The organism is Neoroseomonas terrae (assembly GCF_018129025.1).
Lineage (GTDB): Bacteria > Pseudomonadota > Alphaproteobacteria > Acetobacterales > Acetobacteraceae > Neoroseomonas > Neoroseomonas terrae.
This window is the reverse complement of sequence record NZ_JAAEDI010000009.1, coordinates 1-17,074: the sequence shown is the minus strand read 5'-3', so window position 1 is coordinate 17,074 and position 17,074 is coordinate 1. Positions and strand designations below refer to the sequence as shown.

Here is a 17,074-nt window from a genome sequence, read left to right as displayed (position 1 = left end):
CCTTACTGCGGCAGCGTGGTCGTTTGCGGCGTCACCCGCAGGCCGGGCGAGGCCCGCCACAGGTCGCCCACCACGATCCGGTCACTGGCGGTGACGCCGCTGGTGGCGACCTGCCACGCACCGACCACGGGTCCGAGCTGGACATAACGCTTCTGCACCGTGTTGTTCTGGTCGACGATCAGCAGGAAGCGGCCGCCCTGGTCTTCCTGCAGAGCGCGCTGCGGCACCAGCAGCGCCGATTGCAGCGTGCGTCCCATCGGGATGCGCACATTGACGAACAGGCCCGGCAGCAGGGTCCGGTTCGGGTTCTGCAGCAGCCCTCGCACGAACAGCGTGCCGGTCTGCGCATCGACCTGCGGCGCGACATAGTTCAGCAGGCCGCGGTGCGGGAAGCCGGTCTCATTCTGCAGCTGCACCTCGATGGGCACGCGCTGAAGGTCCTGCAGCGTCATCCGCCGCTGATCGAGATTGGCGCGCACCTGCTGTGCCTGGGACGCCGCGATGTTCACCTCGACATAGATCGGGTCGAGCTGGAGGATCTCCGCGAGGTTCGCATTCTGCGGGCTGCTGCCGACGAGGTTGCCGACATCGATCAGGTGGCGGCCCATCTGCCCGTCGAAGGGCGCGCGGACCTCAGTGTAGCTCAGTGTCAGCTTGGCGAGGTCGACCTGCGCCTGGGCGTTCATGATGTTCGCCTCGGCCGCGGCGCGCTGATAGACCCAGTTGTCCACCTCGACCTGCGTCGCGGCGTTGCGGCGCACCAGGGCGCTGTAGCGGCTGACCTCTGTTGTCGCATGGGTCAGCGCGGCGCGCTGGAGCTGGAGCTGCGCTTCCGCTTGGCGGAGCTGCGCCTGGTACTGGTCCTGCTGGATGGTGAAGAGCAGGTCACCACGGCGCACGATGGCGCCGTCCTCGAAGTGGATCTGCTGGAGATAGCCGACGACGCGCGCGACCAGGTTCACGGTGTTCACCGCGGCCGCGTTGCCGGTCAGCGTCATCGTCTCGCCGACCGACTGCGTGCGCGGCGTGACGACGGGGATGGACGGCGGCTGCGGCGTGGCCTGGGCCGGCGTCACCGGTGCGGGCGGCGGCGGGGCGGCTGGGTGTGGCGTTGCCGGCGCGGGGGTGGCCGCGGGGGCGCTGGGCTGCGCCGGCGGCGGCGCGGCGGAGCCGCCACGGCCGGTCACGTCGTCCCACAGCCGCTCCATGAGCCCCTGCGCGCCCGACCGTTCCGCCACGAAGGCGACCGGCAGGGCCACAAGCGCCGCGATCGCGTTCCGCCGCGTCGCGACGCGGCGGGCCTGGACGAGTCCACGGATGAGAGCCTGATGCATGATCATCACCATTGCGGTGCGCGGATGTCGGGACCGCGGTCGGCGGGGCCGGGAAGGCCGGGGGCGGCGGGTTGCGGCGTGCCGGCGGGCGGCAGCGCGCGCCCCCAATCCGTGCGTGCACGCATCTGGTCGCGGGTTGCGTCGTTCACGAAGTCGTTGCCCTGGCGGAGCTCCCAGCCGCCGCCAAGCGCGCGGTACAGCGAGGTCAGCGCCCGCGCCCGCGCGCCGCGCGCAACCGCGAGGCTGTTCTGCGCGGCGTAGAGGTTTTGCATCGCCGTCAGCACGGTCGTGAAGTCGCGCGTGCCCATCCGGTACTGGTCCATGGCGATGGACAGCGCCTGTTCCGCCGCGCGCACGCTGCGCTGGAGCAGCACGACCTGCTGCCCGCCCTGGATGTAGCCGGACAGGCCGTTCTCCACGTCGCGCTGCGCGCTCAGCACCGTGTTCCGGTACTCGGTCAGCAGGCCCTGGAGCCGGGCATCCTGCACGCGGACGGTGTTGGTGATCTGGCCGTAGTTCAGGATCGGCCATGAGAAGTTGGCGCCGAAGGCGAACTGGATGGCGCTCGCGTTGAACATGTCCGAGACGCGGTTGCGCCCGATGTTGCTCGCCTGCGTGCCGAAGACACCGCTCAGGGAGAAAGCGGGATACAGCTCGGCCAGCGCCATGCCGATCTGCTCGCTCTGCGCGGCGGCGCGCAGCTCCGCGGCGCGGATGTCCGGGCGGCGGCGCAGCAGCTCGGCCGGGATGCCGACGGCCACGGCCTCGGGCAGCACCGGGATGTCGGGGCGGCCGGCCAGCAGCGTCTCCATCCGCTGCGGCGGCAGGCCGAGCAGCACGCGCAGCGCTGCCTCTCCCTGCTGAAGCTGGGCGGTGAGCTGAGGGATGGAGGCTTCTGTCTGCGCCAGCACGTTCTCCGCCTGGGCGACGTCGAGCGCGGTGCTGACCCCGCCCTGCCAGCGGTCGCGCGCAATCTGCAGCGCCACGCGCTGCCGCGCGACGTTCGCGCGCGCGATGGCGATCTGCACCTGCAGCGTGCGGATGCCGACATAGGTCGAGGCGACATCCCCGACCAGCGTCACCAGCACGTCGTCATAGGTGGCGATGGAAGCGAGGTAGGCAGCGTCCGCCGATTGCACCCCGCGCCGGAAGCGGCCCCAGAAGTCCAGTTCCCACACCGCGCTGGCGGCCAGCGTGCCGCGCCAGAACTCGCCGAGATTGGCCTGGGGGATGCCGCTCGGGTCGCTTTCGCTGGGGCGGATGTAGGAAAGCCCGCCGCCGACGGTCTGCGACTGCGGGTAGAACTCGCCCGCCGCCACCCCGAGCGCCGCCCTGGCTTCGAGGACCCGCGTCCCGGCGGTCAGTAGCGTCAGGTTCTGCCTGTACGCCATGTCGACTAGGTCGTTCAGTGTCGGGTCGTTGAAGACCGTCCACCAGCGTTCATAGGTCGTGCGGTCGGTGATGACGGATCGGTCGCTGGCCTGGAGCCAGCGCTCGGCGAGACTTGCCGATGGTTCCGTGAAATCAGGCCCGACCTTGCAGGCCGCGAGCGGCAACAGCACGGCCAGCACCGTCGCGCGGAATCGGGGGTGAGCCGAGCGTGTCATAGGACCCAAGCCTGAGTTTCGCGGGAAGAATACACGCTACGCGCGCATTGCCGAATCCGGCCGGCCGGTGGGGGACGGGAGGCAGGGCGGAACATAGGGGACTCCGACAAGCGCACGGTCTGGTGCATTTGTTGCAGCGCAGGATCGTACACGTCCAGAGCCGAAGCATCGAAGGACCGCGCCGGCGACGGAAGGTCATCGGCCTGCAACGCCGGCGCCATCCGGACGGCCGGTAAGCCAGCATCGGTGTGGAAGGCAATGAACCGCGGCGCTACGCGGCATGCGTCGGCTGTTTGGCGAAGTGCAGCCGGTGATTGCCCTGCCAAGTCCCATGCCGAACTGCGCATGCTTACGAGCAGGCGGCCCGCCAGACAGCGCCGCCGGCTGCGTGCTCGAGGACCGGGGGGTCTCCGAGCCATGGGCCGAAGGCTACACGGGGCCGAGGCGGGGCCGACGGCGGCGCCGGGAATCCTGGCGTCCGCGCGCAACGGCGGCGCGATGGCGGCTGATCGTCGCCACGCCGCGCGGCCTGTATAAGCCCGTGGATGCGAAACAAGGACGCTGCCATGACGCTACGCCGCCTGGCCCTTCTGGCCCCCTTCCTTCTCGCGGCCTGCGCCCGCGGCGACCTGCCCGAGGCGCCGCCGCCGGCTGACGCGATTCCGTCGCCGGGGCTGTTCACCCTGTCCCCCGGCACGCCAGCGGACGGGACGGTGCGGCTGACGCTGGCGCGGGGGTCCGCCACGGCGCGCGGTACGCTGCAGACCAACGCGCAGAGCTTCCCCTTCACCATCACCGGGCTGTCCGTGCAGGACGGGGCACCGGCGCGCGCGACGGTCACGGGGCGCGTCTTCGGGCTGGAGCGGAGCGGCGACTTCGCTGGAACCTATCGGGATGTCGGAGGGGTCGCGTCCGATCTCGGCGCGGCGCTGCGCCTGGGCAATGACAACCTTGTGCTGATCGAACTGCGCTCTGCACCGCCGGGTCTTGCCCTCGGCGTGCCGCCTCAAGGCGCCACGGTCACCCTGGGTCGCTGAACGGGCCGGCGGGGCCGCGGCGATGGATGAGACCGCCGCGGTGATCGATATCGGTGGCTGGGGCCGATCCTGGGCGGTCGGCGCTCCGCTGATCGTCCTGACGGTGGTGGTTCATGTGATCGGCCTGGGGCTGATCCGCGCGGCCTTCCACCGGGCCCTGCCGCGCCCAGCGGCGGTCATTCGCGCGCCGCTGCCGCATTTCGCCCTGGTGATGAGCGTGACGGTCTCGCTCGTGACGCTGCTGCACGTCCTGCAGGCAGCGCTGTGGGCGGCGGCCTTCATGGTGACGGGCGCGCTGCGGACATCGCATGAGGCGATGCTCTACTCGCTGGGCGCGATGACGACCTACGGCCATGCGGCGATCTACCTTGAGCGGCACTGGCAGATGCTCGGAGCGCTGGAGGCGTTGAACGGCGCGATCCTGCTCGGCCTTTCGACAGCCTTTCTCTACGCCATGATCCAGCAGGCCTGGCCGGGGACCCGGTAGCGGGCGGCGCGCAAAGCGCACCGCCCGCCGCGGGGGGTTCAGTCGCTGTAGTAGTTGTTAACGACGGTCGGCGGCTGGCTGTAGTTGTAGACCGTCGTCGCCGCAGGCGGCGCCGGCGGACGCGAGGCGGATGCCGCGGCGGCGCCCACCACGCCGCCGACAATGGCTCCGGCTGCGAAGCTGCCGGCCGGGTTGTAGCCAGGCGTCACCACCACGGGCGGCCGGTAGTAGGTGTGATAGTCGCCGCCCCAGCCGTGGTAGCCATAGGCCGGATGAGCGCCGTAGGCGCCGGTGCCACCGGCATGCCAGTGGTTGCCCCAGCCGGTCGTGCCGCCGGCATGCCACCACACGAGTGTGGCGCCGGGCGTAGCCTCGCGCAGCGCGGTGCCGAGCGCGCCGGCGGCATCGATCGGCGCGGCCGCCACCGGCATCGCGACAAGCCCGGCCATCGCCGTCAGAAGCAGATATTTCCGCATCATCGTCCGATCCTTGCCGTCAGCGGTTGAGGTTGTGGTCCTGCACCAGCTTGCGCCAATCGGCGAGGCTGCGCTCGCAGAACTGGCGGTCCACCTGGTGCGAGGACCCTGCGCCGAAGGAGGTCGCGAAGCGGAAGGCCGCATTCGCACCCATTTCGGCGATCAGGATGCTATTGAAGGCGAGCACGGCGCGCTGGGCGGCAGGGCGCTCGCCCTCCGGCAGGCACTGAACGGCGTGGCCCGCCATCAGGCCGAGATTGGTCAGGCCGCGATCCAGGCCTTCGACCGTGACGGTCGGGGGCGGCTGGGCGGCGGCGGAGGTGGCGATGCCGAGCGCGAGCAGGGCGGGTGCCAGAAGGCGCATGCGTAGCGTTCCTCATGGATTCGGATAGGTCGCGCGCGGAGCCTAGACCGGCTGCGCGCACGGATCGATCCGCTATCGTCCTACATCATCGTGACCGGCGTCAGCGCGTGAGTTCCCGCCGCACGATGGCAGCACCTTCGACCATCGCCCGCATCTTGCCGTCGGCGACCTCCCGCGGGAGGTACTTCATACCGCAATCGGGGGCGACGATGACGCGCGTCGGATCGACATGGGGCAGCGCCTTGCGGATGCGCGCGGCGACCGTCTCCGCCGTTTCCACCTTCTGGTCCAGCAGGTCGATCACCCCGAGGATGATCGTCTGGTCCGGCAGGTCCTTGAGCACTGCGGTGTCGAGGTTGGACTGCGCCGTCTCGATCGAGATCTGCCGCACCTTGCAGCGGCACAGCTCGGGCAGGAAGGAATACCCGTTCGGCCGTTCGTGGATGATGGCGGCATAGCCGAAGCAGATGTGGAGCGCCGTCGTGCCGGTGATGCCTTCGAGCGCACGGTTCACCGCTTCGACGCCGTATTGCCGCGCCTTCTCGGGGCGCGCCTGGAGATAGGGCTCGTCGATCTGCACGACGTCGGCGCCGGCGGCGAAGAGGTCGCGGATCTCCTCGTTCACGGCGGCGGCGTAGTCCATCGCCATCTCCGCCTCGTCCTTGTAGAAATCGTTCTGTGCCTGCTGCGCCATGGTGAAGGGGCCGGGTACGGTGATCTTGATCATCCGGTCGGTATTGGCGCGCAGGAAGCGGACGTCGCGATCCTCCACCGCGTGGCGGCGGCGGATGCGGCCCACCACGCGTGGCACCGGATTCGGATGGCCGCTGCGGTCGAGCGCGGTGCCCGGATTGTCGAGATCGACGCCGTCGAGCGCGGTGGCGAAGCGGTTGGAATAGCTTTCCCGGCGCATCTCGCCATCGGTGATGATGTCGATGCCCGCAGCTTCCTGCGCACGGATCGCGAGCAGCGTCGCGTCGTCCTGCGCCTGGTCGAGATACTCCGGCGCGACGCGCCACAACTCCTTCGCGCGCACCCTCGGCGGGAAGCGGCCGGCGAGGCGCTGGCGGTCGATCAGCCAGTCGGGTTGCGGATAGGAGCCGACGAGCGACGTCGGCAGCAGCGTTTGGGTCATGGCGAATCCTCCGGCCGCGGAGGCTAGCGGCGGTCCATGGCGCCCACCAGAGGCGGAGGCTTCCGCCGCTCCGCGCGCAATGCAAACATTGCCGCAACGAAGCCTCAGGGGATGGACGATGGCGGCGAAGGAAGCGGACTACGTCATTCTGGGCGGCGGTTCCGCCGGCTGCGTCATGGCGGCGCGGCTGTCGGAGGACCCGTCGTCGCAGGTGGCCCTGCTGGAAGCGGGGCCGTGGGACCGCAATCCCTGGATCCACATCCCGATGGGCTTCGCGCGGCTCTACGTCACGCGGAAGTTCGACTGGAACTATCAGACCGAGGCGGAGCCCGAGCTGAACAACCGTAGCCTCTACTGGCCGCGCGGGCGCGTCATCGGCGGGTCGGGCAGCGTGAACGGGCTGGTCTTCCTGCGCGGTTCGCCACGCGACTACGATCGCTGGTCTCAGTCCGGTGCGCGCGGCTGGTCGTATGAGGATTGCCTGCCGGCCTTCCGCAAGCTGGAGACCTTCGCCGGGCCGGACAGCGAGTATCGCGGCAAGGACGGGCCGGTGCAGGTCGGCGAGGTTCCGGAACCTTCCGACGGCTGCCGCGCCTTCGTCGCGGCCTGCGAGCAACTCGGCTTCGTGCGCAACCAGGACAACAATGCGGAGTGGTTCGAGGGCGTCGCGCCGAACCAGCTCAATGTCCATCGCGGCTGGCGCTGGTCCCCGGCGACGGCCTATCTGAGGCCGGCGCTCGGCCGGCCGAACCTGGACGTGCAGACCGAGCGCGTCGGCCAGCGCATCCTGTTCCGCGACGGCCGCGCCATCGGCGTGGTGGTGCGCGGACCCGTGGGCGAGGAAACCTGGCTCGCGCGCCGCGAGGTGATCGTCTGCGCCGGCGCGATCGAGAGCCCGAAGCTGCTGATGCTGTCGGGCATCGGCGATGGTGCCGCGCTGCAGGCCATGGGCATTCCGGTGGTGGCGCACGCCCCGGAGGTCGGCAAGAACCTGCAGGACCATTTCATGGTCCGCTACGCCTTCCGCACCAAGCCCTGCGGCACGCTGAACGAGATCATGGCGAACCCGGTGCGGGCCGCGGGGCTCGGCCTCGGCTGGTTCATGCGGCGGAAGAACCAGATGGCGGTCGGCGCGTCGGAGGCGAGCCTGTTCGCCCGCGTCCTGCCGGGTTCCGAGGAGCCGGAGGTGCAGTTCCAGTTCGTGAACTTCAGCTTGGATGACCAGGCCCGTGGCGCGAGCCGGCTCGCGAAGTACCCCGGCTTTACCTTCAACTACTGCGTATGCCGCCCGGACAGCCGCGGGGAGCTGACGCTCCGCGCGCCGAATGCCGACATCAAGCCGGTGATCCGCCCGAACTACCTCAGCGCGCCGTCCGATATCCGCATCATGCTGGAAAGCCATCGGCTCGGACGGCGCATCGCGGAAACGGCGCCCTTCGCCGGCCTTATCGAGCGCGAGGAATGCCCGGGCGCAGCGACGCAGACCGACGATCAGGTGATGGACTACATCCGCGACAATGGCGCGACAGTCTATCACCCCTGCGGGACCAACAGGATGGGCGCCGACGAGCGGTCGGTGGTGGACCCGGAACTGCGGGTGCGCGGGGTGACAGGGCTGCGGGTCGCGGATGCCTCGGTCTTCCCGCTGGTGCCGTCGTCGAACATCCATCCGGCCGTGCTGATGCTGGCTGAGCGTGCGGCCGAGATCGTCAGGCGCGCAACGTAGGCCCTTGCCCGGCGTTGACGGGGCGAGGAACCAGCAACGCCAGCGCGCAGGGCCCGCCCATGCCGACGAAGAAGTGGTCGCAGGACGTCACCGAGCATTCCGATGCGCTCGACCTTGAGGAGCGCGTCTTTACGAAGGACGATCCGAAGGCGATCGCGCAGTCGCTGAAGCGATCCGCCGAGCGCAGCGACCGCCGCAAAGGCACCCCGCTGCAATCCGCCATGGGGATGCTGACATTCTACATCAACCGCGCCGGGAAGGAGCTGCCCGCCGAACGCCGCCGCACGCTGGATGCCGCGAAGGATGAACTACGCGCGCTGTTCGACAAGGACTGAGCGGCGCCGAGGCTACGCCTCGACGCTCGACATCCCTGGCGTGGCGGGCGCGCTCTCCGGCGCCTCGGCGGCCTCGCCAAGCACCCGCCAGGTTCCGCCCATCAGCACCTCGCTGGGGCGGAAGCGCGCCTTGTAGGCCATCTTCCGGCTCTCCGGCACCCAGTAGCCCAGATAGACGTAGGGAAGGCCGAGCTGGCGCGCGCGCTGGACCAGCCAAAGCACGATATAGGTGCCGATCGACCGCTTCTCCTCCGCCGGCTCGTAGAACGAGTAGACGGCCGACAGCCCGTCGGAGAGGCGGTCGGCCAGGCAGGCGCCGAGCAGCCGGTCGGCATCGTCGCGCAGCTCGACCACACTGCTGCTGATCGGCGTGTCCTCGACCATCGCGCGGTAATCGTAGAAGCCCATTGCCGCCATGTCGCCGTCGGCGTGGCGCGCCTTCTGGTACCGGTTGAACAGGGCGAACTGCTCGGCGGTGGCCCGCGCCGGCATCTCCGCGGCCTCGACCGCTGCATTGGCGCGGGCGATGCGGCGTTGCGTACGGTCGGGCTCGAAGGCGGTGGCGACGATCCGAATGGGAATGCACGCCTGGCATCCGGGGCAGACCGGCGAATAGGCGATGTTGTGACTGCGCCGGAAGCCGGCGCGGGAGAGCCGGTCGTGCAGTGCCTCGGCGTCCGTTCCCGACAATTCGGTCACGACCTTCCGCTCCGTCCGTCCGGCCAGGTAAGGGCAGGGCAGGGGCGCGGTGGTATAGAAGAACTGCGGGCGGCGGGCGGAACGCTGGAGCATCGGTCAGCCTATAGTGTCGTCGTCCCGGCGTCGGGAATCAACACCGGCATGGATCACGGCAGCAGGCGGATGCGGCCGGCCGGCTCGCCCTCGATGGGGCCAAGGCGCAGCAGCGCCCCGTCGCGCCAGGGCTGAAGCTGGTCGGACCAGTTCCGGCTCATCGGATGGCCGGATTGGCCTGTCGCGATCACCACCCAGGCGCCGGCCGGGTCCGAGAGGTCGAAGACGCCACGGAAGCCTGGGCCATGGATATTGCCGAACTGGCCTTCCATCTCCCCGCGCAGCCCGGCGCGGTTGACCGTCTCGCCATCCCCGGCCGAAGGCGTGGCGATGCGTGTCAGGCCGCCAAGGCCGGGCACGAAGCGCAGCAATGGGTGCTCGAAGCGCGCCTCGTGCGCCGGGGCCCATCGCCAGGCCGAAGGGTCGGGCCCATGGAAGGGCGCGAGTTCGGTGACGGCGCGGCCGAGTGCCGCCGACAGCAGCGGTCCGCAACCCTCGGTGCCGCACCAGGCGCGGCCGCGCTCGGGCTGGGTCAGGATGCGGCGCAGGAATTCGGGGCCGACGCGCTGGGCGTCGTCGGGGACGCCGGCACGCTGCAGGATATCCCGGGTGAAGCGGCCGATCGTCGCGTGGAAGATCAGAGGCTGTGGCCGCTGTCCCTCCATGTCGCCATCCCAGGCGGCCAGCAGATCGAAGGCCGCCCCGCCGGCGCCGGCAGGGCGGGGTGCGGCGAGGATGGCCGGTAGTACCTCCCGCGCGAACAGGGAGACTGTATCGACCTGCATGCCGGCGAAGGCGCCGGCATCGAGCCGCGGCTGCGCAGCGAGCATCTCCCCGATGCGGCGGAAGCGCCAATCGCCGAACCAGTCGCGGCCGAGGAACGCCGCGTGGCCCGGCGGCACCACGCGGTTGTTGGCATTCACAAGAAGGTGGCTCGGCGGGTTCTCGACATGCGGCAGGCTGTTGAAGGGAATGAAGCCCTGCCAATCCGCGCGGCCGTCCCAGCCCGGCACCGGCAGGCTGCCGTCGCCGCTGCGGCGGACCGGTACGCGGCCGGTCAGGAACATGGCGATGCTGCCCCCGGCATCGGCGACCATCAGGTTCTGCGATGGGCTGGTGATCAGCCTGGCAGCATCCCGCGCCGCGGCGATGTCGCGGGCGTGGTTCAGCGCCAGCAATCCGACCGCAGCAGTGTCGCCCGGTGCCAGATTTGCCATGGCGAGCGCGAGGACCGTGCCGTCGCTGCGCCCCTGCGGCGCCTCGAGGTCGGAGATGACCGGCCCGTGCCGGGTCTCGCGTACCGTCAGCCTCACCGGATCGCCGCCGCGGACGCGGATCACCTCCTCGCGCCGCACGAAAGGCATCGGGCCGTCCGGGGTCTCGTAGGCATCCGGACCGGCAAGGCGCTCGACGAAGACGTCCTGCGTGTCGGAATGGGTGGTAGTGAAGCCCCAGGCGAGGCGCTCGTTGCGCCCGATCACGATGCCCGGCACGCCGGGCGCCGTGGCGCCGGCCAGTACGCGGCCTTCCGGCAGCTCGATCCGCGCGAGGTACCACAGGATCGGCGCCGAGTAGCCGAGATGGGGATCAGAGGCGAGCAGCGGGGCGCCGCCCGCCGCGCGCGGTCCCGTCACGGTCCAGGCGTTGGAGGCGAGCGCCGGCAGCGGCGCATCCAGCGGGAAGACCGGCAGTTGGGCGATCAGCCGATCCAGCCCCACGAGGCGCGGCGCGGTTGCCGGCTCGCCGGAAGCTGCGGGGCCGGCGGCCGCGCCTGAAGGGCGAAGCGGCTCGTCCGGCCGGCCGGCGGAGGTGTCGGGCGGCCAGAGGTCCTCGATGCGGTCCGGCGCCAGGATGCCGGCGAGACGGGCGCGCTCCAGCTCGGTCCGCCAGTTCCCTGACAGCCACAGCCCCATGACCTTGCCCCAGAGAAGGCTGTCCACCGGCCGCCAGGGCTCGGGCGCGCCGATCAGCACGAATTCTGGCCCGGCGAAGCGGCCGCGCTGCGCGATCCAGGCATTCACGCCGACGGCATAGGCATCAAGCGCCTGGCGTGCCTCGGGCGTCAGCGCGGCGAGGTCGGCTTCGGCGCGCGGCACCAAGCCAAGCACGCGCATGGTGCGGTCAAGCCGGAGCGCCGAGGCACCGGCGATCTCGGCCAACCGGCCGGAGGCGCCGCGCCGCATGGCCTCCATCTGGAACATGCGGTCCCGCGCATGCAGCCAGCCCAGCGTCATCCAGGCATCGGCCTCGGTGGCGGCGAAGATGCGTGGGATGCCATGATCGTCGAAGGCGACCTCGACGGCCGCCGACAGGCCGGGCAGCGCGAGACGTCCGTCGCGGGAAGGCAGCGTCCACCAGACGGCGCCGAACAGCAGGATCACCGCCGCAAGCACGAGCAAGACAAGGCCCGCGGCCACGCGGCCGGACCAGCGCAGGATCAGGGACATGACGCCACAATGGGTGCGTGGGCTGCCGAACGGAAGGCCGGGGCCTGGACGGTTCAGGCCGTGCGGCAACTCGTTCCGCTGCCGGTGGCGCCGCGCGGGACGAATTCCAGCCGGGCTGAAACTGCTCTAACCCTGCGGTGGCATGAGCACCACGATCCCCCCCAGCCGAGGCGCCGGAGCGGCGCCTGCCGGTCGCGCTGCCCCCGTGATGCTGGGCGAGGTGCGCGGCATCCGCCTGTGGCATTGGCCCGGGCGCGGACCCGGGACGCTCATCCTCTTCACGCCACCGGGCGCCCCGACAGGGCCGCGCAACTGGTGGGGGCAGGGGCTGGCCGCGCGACTGGGCTGGGAGACGCTGGTCTTCGCCGGGCACGAACCGGCCTGGTACCCGGCCGAGGAGATGGCGGGCCTGCTGCCTGCGGCACTCGCGGCACTGTCACCCGGCGCACGCCTGACCTACGGGCTGGGAATGGGGGGCTATGGGGCGTTGAAGTTCGGCCGGGCGCTCGGCGCCGGCGCGACGGTCGCGCTGGCGCCGACCTACTCGATCGACCCCGCCGACATGCCCGGCGATCCGCGCGCGCGCCGGCGCTTTGACCCACAGCGCCATGCTGGCATGGCCATCAGGGCCGAGGATCTGGCCGACCTGCCGATCGTCCTGTCCGACCCGTTCGCGCGCCAGGATCATCTCCATGCGCGCCGTCTGGCGGCCCTGCCGGGCGTGCGGGCCGTCGACGTCCGGCGAGGTGGCGCCGTGCTGCAGAACATCCTCGTCGAGACCGGTCGCATCGCACCGCTGCTGACCGCCGCGCTGCAAGGCGACCACGTGCAGGCGGGCGGTCTCGTACGGCAGGCGCGGCATGCCTCGCCGACGCTGCGCAAGCTGGTGGCCGAGGCGCTGGAGGCGCGCGGCCACGGAGTCTGGGCAGCGGCGCTAAGGCAGCCGACGTCAACGGTGGCAAAGTCTCCACCGGCCATCACGCCGCAACAGGCAGCATCGGGGGCTGGGGCCCGCCTCGCCATGCAGGCCCGCCGGCTGCGCCAGCGCGGCGCACACGGCGCCGAGGAGGAGGTGCTGCGCCGCTGGCTCGCCATCGATCCGGCCTCGGCCGAGGCGCGCACGACGCTGGCGCAGTGCCTGCAAATGCTCCGGCGCGACAAGGAGGCACTCGCCCTCCTGCTCGAAGCGCTGCGCAAAGGCGTGCGGGACCAGCGCCTGTTCACCCAACTGGTGCGCCTGCTGCGCCGCCTGGGTGAAACGACCGCCGCGCTGGAGGTGGCCGAGGGGGCGGCGGCCGCTGCACCCGGCGATGCCGAAGCGCTGGTCCAGCTTGGCGAGACGCAGCAATGGGCAGGACACGCTGAGGCGGCGGAACAGGCTTTCAGACACGCTCTCGGCGCGCAGCCGGGGCACCGCCGCGCCTTGGTGAGCCTCATCCTGATGGCACCGCCCGGAGAGACGACCGCGGCGCCGTACCTCGCAGCGCTGCTGGAGCGGCTTGCGACGGGGCCGGCCCCTCAGCCCGACTGGCTGCGCACGATCGACCAGCTTTGGCGCGGCGCGCGGTACGAGGCCGCGGTCCGCATCGCCGCCGCCGCCTGGGAGGCGCATCCTGACGCGATCGCGTTCCCGCTGCGGCAGGGCCGCATCCTGCTCGCCGCCGGGCGCGAGGACGAGGCGGTGGCGCATCTGCGCGCGGTCGTCGAGGCCCGGCCAGAGCTCATCGAGGCCTGGTACGCGCTCGCCGACACGTTGTTGACGTTGCAGCGCCATGCCGAGGGGCGTGACGCCCTGCTGCACGGCGTGGCGACGCACCCGCAGGACCCGGTGATCCTGGCGCGGCTGGCGGCCTTCCTGTTGGCGTTGCAGGAGACGGAGGCCGCGCAGCGGACGGCGCAGCAGGCGATCGAACTCGATCCAGCGGTGGAGGATGGCTATCTCATCGTCATGTCCGTGCTGCACCGTCGGGAGCGGCGTGGCGAGGCAATCGCGCTGGCGCGGGCTGCGCTGGAGGCAATGCCGGGGGCAGGGGCGAACGTCGCCCAGCGGCTCGGCCGCATGCTGATGGAGATCGGCGATGCGGCAGGTGCGGCCGACGCTTATGGCCGGGCGACGGAGGTTGCCCAGGTGCCGCGACAGGCCTGGCTCGGTCTCGCCGAGTCGTTGCAGGCCGCCGGACGGCCGGCCGACGCGGAGGCGGCGCTCAGGCGCGGCCTGCAGGCGCGGCCCGAGGAGCGGGCGCTGAAGACCAAGCTCGGCGATGTGCTGCTGGATCGCGGGGAAACGGATGCTGCTCGCCAGGTGCTCGCCGAAGCAGTGTCCGACGCGGCCGATTCAGCGGCAGCCGACATTGCCATGGTCGACGCCCTGCTTCGCCAGGGCCGCCCGCGCGAGGCGTTCGACCTCCTGGCCGCCACGGTCGAGCGCGAGCCGGGGCATGTTGAGGCGGAGCTACGCTTCGGCACCATGCTGCTGGACGAAGGTCGTCACGATGACGCGGCCGCGCTGTTCACGCGCATAACCGAGGCAGCGCCGGACCTGGCGGCGGCATGGGTCGGGCTCGCGGATGCGGAGCGGCTGCGCAAGCGCGTGAAGCCCGCACTCGAAGCCTATCGCCGGGCCGTGGCGGCGGGTGCGTCAGCGCAGGTGCTGCGGCAGCTCCGCTTCCGCCTGTTCGGCGAGTACGACGGCTAGAACGGATCGCGCTCCGACGGGATCATCCGGGTTGCGCGAAGAAAAGGCCGAAGCAGGCGGTTTGGGTTCAAACGGACGCAGCATGCTGGAGGCCGCTGGCACGGTCGGTGGAGCGGGCGATTTCGCTCGATGCTCTACCGACACTCCAGCACGCGGATATCGTAGACCGGGTGCTCGAGCATGTTCACGCCGGGGGCGTTCGCGAACATCCAGCCGCGGAAGGCCGGCGGCGCGCCGGCCGCGGCACGGCTGTCGGTGATTTCCATCCAGGCCGCGGCGTCGGGCACCTCGTCCGGGGAGCGCCCCTGGCACGCGCGCAGGTTGATCGTGAGCGAGCCGAAGGTAGCCGCGCTGCCAACCCGCGCCTCGATGATGGTGACGCGGGCCGTGACCTTGTCGAGCGCCTGGAGCTGCGCGCTGCGCATCGGCACCCATTCCTGGGCCGCCGCGGGTAGGGCGGCGAGCGCGAGGACCAGGACGGCGATCCACTTCATGCCCCGCGCCTCGGGCTGTCCAGGCCAGCGACCATGTCGGTCAGGATCCGGCGCATCGCGGCCTCATCCACGCCCATCAGCAGCGCATCCTCGAAGACGTCCTGGAGCGCCTGCCGGGCTTCCGCGTGGTTCTCGGCAAGCACCTTGAGCTTCTCGCGGCAGGATAGCGGCTTGCCGTCCGTGCCGGGCCAAGTGGCAGGGGGGGCGGCGCTCATGGCTGGCGCGGCGCCGGCGCCGCGCCCTCGGGCTGGTCGCCGCTGCGCTGCTGGTTCATCTCCGTCACGCTGAAGATGAACCGGCCGAGCAGGCTTTCCAGGCTGATCGCGCTCTGGGTGATGGTGATCTCGCCGCCGTTCTGGAGGAACCGCTCGGAGCCGCCGGGGACCAGGGCGACATAGCGGCCGCCGAGCAGCCCTTCGCTCTGGATCTCGGCCGAGGTGTCGGTCGGCAGGCGCAGCGTGGCATCGACGTTCAGCGTCAGCACGGCGAGGAAGCTCGCCGGATCGATCCGCTGCGCGACCACCTGGCCGACCTTGACCCCTGCGATTCGGATGTCGGCACCCTGCCCGAGCCCGTCGATCCGGTCGAAGCGGGCGGTGAGGGTGATGCCGCCGGTCGTCAGTGCCCGGCCGCTGCCGGTGACGGCGTAGAACAGGAAGAGGGCGGCGATCACCAACACCGCGGCGCCGGTCAGGATCTCGGCAAGGCTGCGCTTCTGCATGGTACTGGATGTCGGGTCTCAGCGCCCTGGCGTCCAGGCCTCATAATCCCCGGACGGGTACTGGCTGGCATCCGCGCCCCCGCCGGGTTGCCGCCAAGCCTCGGGCGTGCCGGTCAGGTTCGGCAGGTGGTCCTTCTGCCAGGGCCTGCGCGGCGCATCGAGCGGCGCATCCGTGGTATGGTGCAGCCAGCCCCACCATTCGGGCGGCACGACAGACGCCTCATGCGGACCGGCATACGTGATGCGGCGCATCGGGCGCCCGTAGAAATCCTTGCGGCGGCGCGCTTCCCAATAGGTGTTGCCAGCGCCGTCCCGGCCGATGCGGCGGCTCGTCAGTCGGATGAACAGGTGGTCGAACATGGCCATGCGGCGCATCCTTGGGGCATCGCGGAAGTTGTCCTGATGCCACAGCCGGCGGCGCGGCGCAAAGCGCAGGCTATCCACAGGATATTGGGGGTTCGTGCGGAGAACCACACAAGATGCGGCTTCCGTCCCGACGCAACCGCGCCTAGCATCACCCTATGGCAGGCTTGATCGGCACTCTTTGGGACGGTGTGGCCCTTCGGCGGGAGCGCTGCGGCGCCGATCCCGACGCCCCGCCCCGCCCCGTGGCATTCCCCGCAACCTGGGATGACGGCGCCGCCGAGGCGCTTGCGGCGCTCGCGCCGGGGAGCGGGCCGGTGCTGCTACCGATCCTCGCCGAGGGATGGATCCGCCGCGTCACTGCGCGCGGGCACCGACTTGGGCTGCTGCAGGGGCCGGAGGAGGCGGGCTCGCTGGCGGAGGCACTGCGCGCCCTGCTGCTGGCGCGCCGCGGCGCCCCTGGGCTGGAGGTATGGCGCGATCGCAAGGAAGACGCCCGCTTCGTGCTGAACCTGCCGGCCTTCCTGGATCCGGCGGGCGGCTTCGATGCGGCGGGCTACGCGGCGGCGGTCGGCACCGCGGTGCAGGTGCTCGACATCCTCGGACACGGCCGCTCGCCCCGGCTCCGGGTGGGTTTCGCAGACCTGGCCGGGCTGCTCGCGGCCTATAGGCTGCCCTATGACGGGGGAGAGGCGCGGGCGGTCGCGGCAGCGCTGGCGGCGCTGACGCGCGGCGCTGCCGAGGCCGCGTCGGGCCGGCTGGCTGAGCGTCACGGCGCGCTGCACCCGGTAGCGCTGTTCTGGCCCGCGCCGCCGGCCGAGACCGTTGTCCCGGGCCTTGCTGAGGCGGCACGGACGGCGCTCGATGCTGCGGCGGCCTCGCCCGGCCTGCGCCATGACGGCTGTGTTGCCCTTGCGCCGGCCGATGCGGTGGAGGCACTGCTGGGCGCCGAGACCGCGGGCGTGGCCCCCGCCGCCGGTGCCGTGCGGCCCGAGCGCGACGGGGAAGGCCGGCTGGTGCTGCGGCCGACGCGGGCCGCGCTGCGGGCCGGCGATGTCGCT

16 protein-coding genes and 1 pseudogene are annotated in these 17,074 nt (G+C 71.2%); 6 read left to right on the top strand and 11 right to left on the bottom strand.

Going from position 1 to position 17,074, the window contains the following annotated elements:
- Positions 1-2 precede the first annotated feature (2 nt).
- Together GXW78_RS09545 and GXW78_RS09540 are read right to left on the bottom strand one after the other, a co-directional pair.
- Entirely contained in the window at positions 3-1,334 is a 1,332-nt protein-coding gene (locus tag GXW78_RS09545; protein ID WP_211868232.1) for an efflux RND transporter periplasmic adaptor subunit, read from the bottom strand.
- Between the two features lie 5 nt (positions 1,335-1,339).
- A complete protein-coding gene (locus GXW78_RS09540; RefSeq protein WP_211868230.1) occupies positions 1,340-2,941 on the bottom strand; it encodes an efflux transporter outer membrane subunit in 1,602 nt (533 codons plus the stop codon).
- Positions 2,942-3,507: 566 nt separating this feature from the next.
- Here GXW78_RS09540 and GXW78_RS09535 point away from each other — a divergent pair.
- Together GXW78_RS09535 and GXW78_RS09530 are read left to right on the top strand one after the other, a co-directional pair.
- Positions 3,508-3,978: a hypothetical protein gene (locus GXW78_RS09535; RefSeq protein WP_211868228.1), complete on the top strand. Its 471-nt coding sequence runs from the start codon at positions 3,508-3,510 to the stop codon at positions 3,976-3,978.
- A 22-nt stretch (positions 3,979-4,000) separates the two neighbouring features.
- Positions 4,001-4,465, top strand: coding sequence for a hypothetical protein (locus tag GXW78_RS09530; protein ID WP_211868226.1), 465 nt, complete (start codon positions 4,001-4,003; stop codon positions 4,463-4,465).
- Between the two features lie 38 nt (positions 4,466-4,503).
- On the opposite strand, the gene GXW78_RS09525 is transcribed toward GXW78_RS09530, so the two are convergent.
- The 3 genes from GXW78_RS09525 to GXW78_RS09515 all read right to left on the bottom strand — a co-directional run bounded on the left by GXW78_RS09525 (position 4,504) and on the right by GXW78_RS09515 (position 6,440).
- Positions 4,504-4,944 carry a hypothetical protein gene (locus GXW78_RS09525; protein WP_211868224.1) on the bottom strand — a complete coding sequence of 147 codons (441 nt, stop codon included), beginning with the start codon at positions 4,942-4,944 and terminating at the stop codon, positions 4,504-4,506.
- A gap of 16 nt (positions 4,945-4,960) precedes the next feature.
- Positions 4,961-5,305, bottom strand: a complete 345-nt coding sequence (locus GXW78_RS09520) for a hypothetical protein (protein WP_211868222.1) — start codon at positions 5,303-5,305, stop codon at positions 4,961-4,963.
- 100 nt (positions 5,306-5,405) lie between these two features.
- A complete protein-coding gene (locus GXW78_RS09515) occupies positions 5,406-6,440 on the bottom strand; it encodes a uroporphyrinogen decarboxylase family protein (RefSeq protein WP_211868220.1) in 1,035 nt (344 codons plus the stop codon).
- Between the two features lie 118 nt (positions 6,441-6,558).
- On the opposite strand from GXW78_RS09515, the gene GXW78_RS09510 reads away from it, so the two are divergent.
- Positions 6,559-8,166, top strand: a complete 1,608-nt coding sequence (locus GXW78_RS09510) for a GMC family oxidoreductase (protein ID WP_211868218.1) — start codon at positions 6,559-6,561, stop codon at positions 8,164-8,166.
- A gap of 59 nt (positions 8,167-8,225) precedes the next feature.
- Positions 8,226-8,501, top strand: coding sequence for a DUF3175 domain-containing protein (locus GXW78_RS09505; RefSeq protein WP_211868216.1), 276 nt, complete (start codon positions 8,226-8,228; stop codon positions 8,499-8,501).
- Between the two features lie 12 nt (positions 8,502-8,513).
- Here GXW78_RS09505 and GXW78_RS09500 read toward each other — a convergent pair whose 3' ends face one another.
- Positions 8,514-9,293, bottom strand: coding sequence for an arginyltransferase (locus tag GXW78_RS09500; RefSeq protein ID WP_211868214.1), 780 nt, complete (start codon positions 9,291-9,293; stop codon positions 8,514-8,516).
- Between the two features lie 53 nt (positions 9,294-9,346).
- Positions 9,347-11,740 (bottom strand): penicillin acylase family protein, encoded by a 2,394-nt coding sequence (locus tag GXW78_RS09495; RefSeq protein ID WP_211868212.1) that lies wholly within the window; start codon positions 11,738-11,740, stop codon positions 9,347-9,349.
- Between the two features lie 142 nt (positions 11,741-11,882).
- Between GXW78_RS09495 and GXW78_RS09490 the strand changes: the two genes are divergently transcribed.
- Entirely contained in the window at positions 11,883-14,435 is a 2,553-nt protein-coding gene (locus tag GXW78_RS09490) for a tetratricopeptide repeat protein (RefSeq protein ID WP_211868210.1), read from the top strand.
- A gap of 134 nt (positions 14,436-14,569) precedes the next feature.
- Here the strand turns inward: GXW78_RS09490 and GXW78_RS09485 are convergent, their stop codons facing one another.
- The 4 genes from GXW78_RS09485 to GXW78_RS09470 are packed head-to-tail and all read right to left on the bottom strand — an operon-like array spanning position 14,570 to position 16,016.
- Entirely contained in the window at positions 14,570-14,929 is a 360-nt protein-coding gene (locus GXW78_RS09485) for a DUF2155 domain-containing protein (RefSeq protein ID WP_211868208.1), read from the bottom strand.
- Positions 14,926-15,144, bottom strand: a complete 219-nt coding sequence (locus tag GXW78_RS09480) for a hypothetical protein (protein ID WP_211868206.1) — start codon at positions 15,142-15,144, stop codon at positions 14,926-14,928. Before GXW78_RS09480 ends, GXW78_RS09485 begins: the two co-directional genes overlap by 4 nt.
- Positions 15,141-15,650 carry an outer membrane lipid asymmetry maintenance protein MlaD gene (mlaD, locus tag GXW78_RS09475; protein WP_211868204.1) on the bottom strand — a complete coding sequence of 170 codons (510 nt, stop codon included), beginning with the start codon at positions 15,648-15,650 and terminating at the stop codon, positions 15,141-15,143. Before mlaD ends, GXW78_RS09480 begins: the two co-directional genes overlap by 4 nt.
- Positions 15,651-15,668: 18 nt before the next feature.
- Positions 15,669-16,016, bottom strand: coding sequence for an NADH-ubiquinone oxidoreductase subunit NDUFA12 family protein (locus tag GXW78_RS09470; protein ID WP_211868202.1), 348 nt, complete (start codon positions 16,014-16,016; stop codon positions 15,669-15,671).
- A 242-nt stretch (positions 16,017-16,258) separates the two neighbouring features.
- On the opposite strand from GXW78_RS09470, the pseudogene GXW78_RS09465 reads away from it, so the two are divergent.
- Positions 16,259-17,074 (top strand): annotated as a pseudogene (locus GXW78_RS09465) (hypothetical protein); the annotation flags it as partial.

Coding starts and splice junctions, on each gene's coding strand:
- GXW78_RS09545 (WP_211868232.1), bottom strand. CDS start 1,334: ATGCATCAGGCTCTCATCCGTGGACTCGTCCAGGCCCGCCGCGTCGCG.
- GXW78_RS09540 (WP_211868230.1), bottom strand. CDS start 2,941: ATGACACGCTCGGCTCACCCCCGATTCCGCGCGACGGTGCTGGCCGTG.
- GXW78_RS09535 (WP_211868228.1), top strand. CDS start 3,508: ATGACGCTACGCCGCCTGGCCCTTCTGGCCCCCTTCCTTCTCGCGGCC.
- GXW78_RS09530 (WP_211868226.1), top strand. CDS start 4,001: ATGGATGAGACCGCCGCGGTGATCGATATCGGTGGCTGGGGCCGATCC.
- GXW78_RS09525 (WP_211868224.1), bottom strand. CDS start 4,944: ATGATGCGGAAATATCTGCTTCTGACGGCGATGGCCGGGCTTGTCGCG.
- GXW78_RS09520 (WP_211868222.1), bottom strand. CDS start 5,305: ATGCGCCTTCTGGCACCCGCCCTGCTCGCGCTCGGCATCGCCACCTCC.
- GXW78_RS09515 (WP_211868220.1), bottom strand. CDS start 6,440: ATGACCCAAACGCTGCTGCCGACGTCGCTCGTCGGCTCCTATCCGCAA.
- GXW78_RS09510 (WP_211868218.1), top strand. CDS start 6,559: ATGGCGGCGAAGGAAGCGGACTACGTCATTCTGGGCGGCGGTTCCGCC.
- GXW78_RS09505 (WP_211868216.1), top strand. CDS start 8,226: ATGCCGACGAAGAAGTGGTCGCAGGACGTCACCGAGCATTCCGATGCG.
- GXW78_RS09500 (WP_211868214.1), bottom strand. CDS start 9,293: ATGCTCCAGCGTTCCGCCCGCCGCCCGCAGTTCTTCTATACCACCGCG.
- GXW78_RS09495 (WP_211868212.1), bottom strand. CDS start 11,740: ATGTCCCTGATCCTGCGCTGGTCCGGCCGCGTGGCCGCGGGCCTTGTC.
- GXW78_RS09490 (WP_211868210.1), top strand. CDS start 11,883: ATGAGCACCACGATCCCCCCCAGCCGAGGCGCCGGAGCGGCGCCTGCC.
- GXW78_RS09485 (WP_211868208.1), bottom strand. CDS start 14,929: ATGAAGTGGATCGCCGTCCTGGTCCTCGCGCTCGCCGCCCTACCCGCG.
- GXW78_RS09480 (WP_211868206.1), bottom strand. CDS start 15,144: ATGAGCGCCGCCCCCCCTGCCACTTGGCCCGGCACGGACGGCAAGCCG.
- mlaD (WP_211868204.1), bottom strand. CDS start 15,650: ATGCAGAAGCGCAGCCTTGCCGAGATCCTGACCGGCGCCGCGGTGTTG.
- GXW78_RS09470 (WP_211868202.1), bottom strand. CDS start 16,016: ATGGCCATGTTCGACCACCTGTTCATCCGACTGACGAGCCGCCGCATC.